This is a genomic window from Cellulomonas algicola, assembly GCF_003851725.1.
GTDB classification, from domain to species: Bacteria; Actinomycetota; Actinomycetes; order Actinomycetales; family Cellulomonadaceae; genus Cellulomonas; species Cellulomonas algicola.
The window spans coordinates 1-2,869 of sequence record NZ_BHYL01000170.1 but is presented as its reverse complement, the minus strand read 5'-3'; the positions used below and the strand labels follow the sequence as shown (position 1 = coordinate 2,869).

At 68.1% G+C, this 2,869-nt stretch carries 3 protein-coding genes; all 3 read left to right on the top strand.

Features of this window, described 5'->3' with window-relative positions; translation table 11 throughout:
* A partial coding sequence (locus CTKZ_RS11675) for a type IV pilus twitching motility protein PilT (RefSeq protein ID WP_235843453.1) occupies nt 1-1,312 on the top strand: 1,312 nt, incomplete at its 5' end.
* On the top strand, nt 1,312-2,535 hold the full coding sequence (locus CTKZ_RS11670) for a type II secretion system F family protein (RefSeq protein ID WP_124343102.1): 1,224 nt from the start codon (nt 1,312-1,314) through the stop codon (nt 2,533-2,535). The genes CTKZ_RS11675 and CTKZ_RS11670, both read left to right, overlap by 1 nt.
* Nucleotides 2,536-2,664: 129 nt before the next feature.
* Nucleotides 2,665-2,869, top strand: a 205-nt coding sequence (locus CTKZ_RS11665) for a prepilin-type N-terminal cleavage/methylation domain-containing protein (RefSeq protein WP_124343101.1), incomplete at its 3' end; no start/stop codon positions are given.

Below are 2,869 nucleotides of genomic sequence, written 5' to 3'. Positions count from 1 at the left end.
GTCGGAGGCCGAGGCCGCACGCCTCGCCGCCGCGCCGTCGGCCGCCGCCCCGATGCCGGGTGCGCCCGGGCACGTGCCCGCGCCGTCCGGGCCCCCGGCCCCGACGACGCCCGGCGACGGCACCCGCACCGGCCGCGACCGCAGTGCTCGGTCCGGCATGGGCCAGGACCGCGTCGAGGGCGACGTCGCGATCGACGAGGTCCTCGCCGAGATGGTCCGGCTCAACGCGTCGGACGTGCACTTCACGAGCGGCTCGTCGCCGATGGTCCGTGTCGCCGGCTCGCTGCGGCCGCTCGAGCAGTTCGCGCCCCTGACGCCCGAGCCGCTGCGACGTTCGCTGTTCGCGATCCTCACGCAGAAGCAGCGCGAGAAGTTCGAGGCGAACCTCGAGCTCGACCTGTCGTACTCGGTGCGCGGCCTGGCACGGTTCCGCGTGAACCTCTACCAGCAGCGCGAGTCGATCGGTGCCGCGTTCCGCGTCATCCCCTACGAGATCAAGCCGCTCGAGGACCTGGGCGTGCCCCCGGTCGTCGGGACGTTCGCCGGCATGCCGCGCGGTCTCGTGCTCGTGACCGGTCCGACCGGGTCGGGCAAGTCCACGACGCTGGCCGCGATCGTCGACCTCGCGAACCGCACGCGCGAGGACCACATCATGACCGTCGAGGACCCGATCGAGTTCCTCCACCGGCACAAGAAGTCGCTGATCAACCAGCGCGAGGTCGGCCAGGACACGCACTCGTTCGCCAACGCGCTCAAGCACGTCCTGCGGCAGGACCCCGACATCATCCTGGTGGGTGAGATGCGCGACCTGGAGACCATCTCGGTCGCCCTCACCGCCGCCGAGACCGGTCACCTGGTCTTCGCGACGCTGCACACGCAGGACGCGGCGCAGACGATCGACCGCGTCATCGACGTCTTCCCGTCGCACCAGCAGGCGCAGGTCCGCACGCAGCTCGCGGGCGCGATCCAGGGCGTCGTCTGCCAGACGCTGTGCAAGCGGTCCGACGGACCCGGCCGCGTGGTCGCGACGGAGGTCCTCGTCGCGACGCCCGCGATCCGCAACCTCATCCGCGAGGGCAAGACGCACCAGATCTACTCCGCGATGCAGGCGGGTGCGCAGCAGGGCATGCACACGCTCGACCAGCACCTCGCCGACCTCGTCAAGTCGAACCGGATCACGTACGAGACCGGTCTCGAGAAGTGCCACCACGTCGAGGACTTCAACCGGCTCACCGGCCGGTTCTCCACGACATCGCAGGGTGCCGCCGGTCTCGGCGGCATTCAGAACGTCTCGACCGGGGGTGCCTACTGATGGCGGCGAAGACCTACGAGTACGCGGTCCGGGACAAGGGCGGCAAGCTCGTCAAGGGCCGGGTCGAGGCCTCGAACCAGGCGGCGGTCGCCAACCGCCTGCGGGAGATGGGCCTCGCGGCGGTCTCCATCTCCGAGGTCAGCAACGGGGGTCTCCAGAAGGAGATCAAGATCCCCGGGATGTCCGACCGGATCAAGCTCAAGGACGTCGCGATCATGTCGCGGCAGCTCGCGACGATGATCGGCGCCGGCCTGTCGCTCATCCGGGCGCTCGCGATCCTCGCGGAGCAGACCGAGTCGAAGGCCCTCGCACGGGTGGTCGCGCAGGTCCGGTCCGACGTCGAGGTCGGCACCGCGTTCTCGACGGCGCTCGCCAAGCACGCCGAGGTCTTCCCGCCGCTCATGATCAACATGGTCAAGGCGGGCGAGGTCGGCGGCTTCCTCGACCAGGTCCTCGTGTCGGTCGCGAGCAACTTCGAGTCCGAGCTCAAGCTGCGCGGCAAGATCAAGAGCGCGATGACCTACCCGGTTGTCGTGTTCGTCATCGCGATCCTCGCCGTGGTCGGCATGCTGCTGTTCATCGTCCCGGTGTTCGCGGGGATGTTCGCGTCGCTGGGCGGTGCGCTGCCTGCGCCCACGCAGTTCCTGGTCCTGCTGTCCGGGATCATGAAGTGGGCGATCGGCCCCCTGGTCCTCGCGACCGCGATCTTCGCGTTCTGGTGGTCCAAGCACAAGAACGACCGCGCGGTCCGCGAGCGGGTCGACCCGCTCAAGCTCAAGGTGCCGGTCTTCGGCAAGCTGTTCCAGAAGATCGCGATCTCCCGCTTCACGCGCAACTTCGGCACGATGCTGCACGCCGGCGTGCCGCTGCTGCAGGCACTCGACATCGTCGGCGAGACGAGCGGCAACCTCGTGATCGAGCGCGCCACGCGGGCCGTCAAGGAGTCCGTACGGACGGGTCAGTCGCTGTCGGCCCCGCTCGCCAGCCACGCGATCTTCCCGCCGATGGTCGTGCAGATGATGGCCGTCGGTGAGGACACCGGTGCGCTCGACACCATGCTCGAGAAGGTGTCGGACTTCTACGACCAGGAGGTCGAGGCCACGACCGAGGCGCTCACGAGCCTCATCGAGCCCCTCATGATCGTCGTCATCGGCGGCATCGTCGGCGGCATGATCATCGCCCTGTACATGCCGATCTTCTCGGTCTTCAACCTCATCCAGTGACGCTCCTGCGCTGACCGGGTGAATGCGAGGCCCCGCCGCTCAAGCGGCGGGGCCTCGTTCCCGAATGAGCCAGTAGCCCGACCTGTCGGGTCCACTGGAAACCTGGCTTTGAGACTGAAGGAGACGAGCATGATCGCTCGCGTTCGCAAGTCCATCGAGGAGAAGGACAAGGGCTTCACGCTCATCGAGCTTCTCGTCGTCATCATCATCATCGGCATCCTCGCGGCGATCGCGATCCCGGTGTTCCTGAACCAGCGCAAGAAGGCGGTGGACGCCTCGATCAAGTCGGACCTGCGCACGGTCGCGAACGAGCTCGAGACGTTCTACACCGACT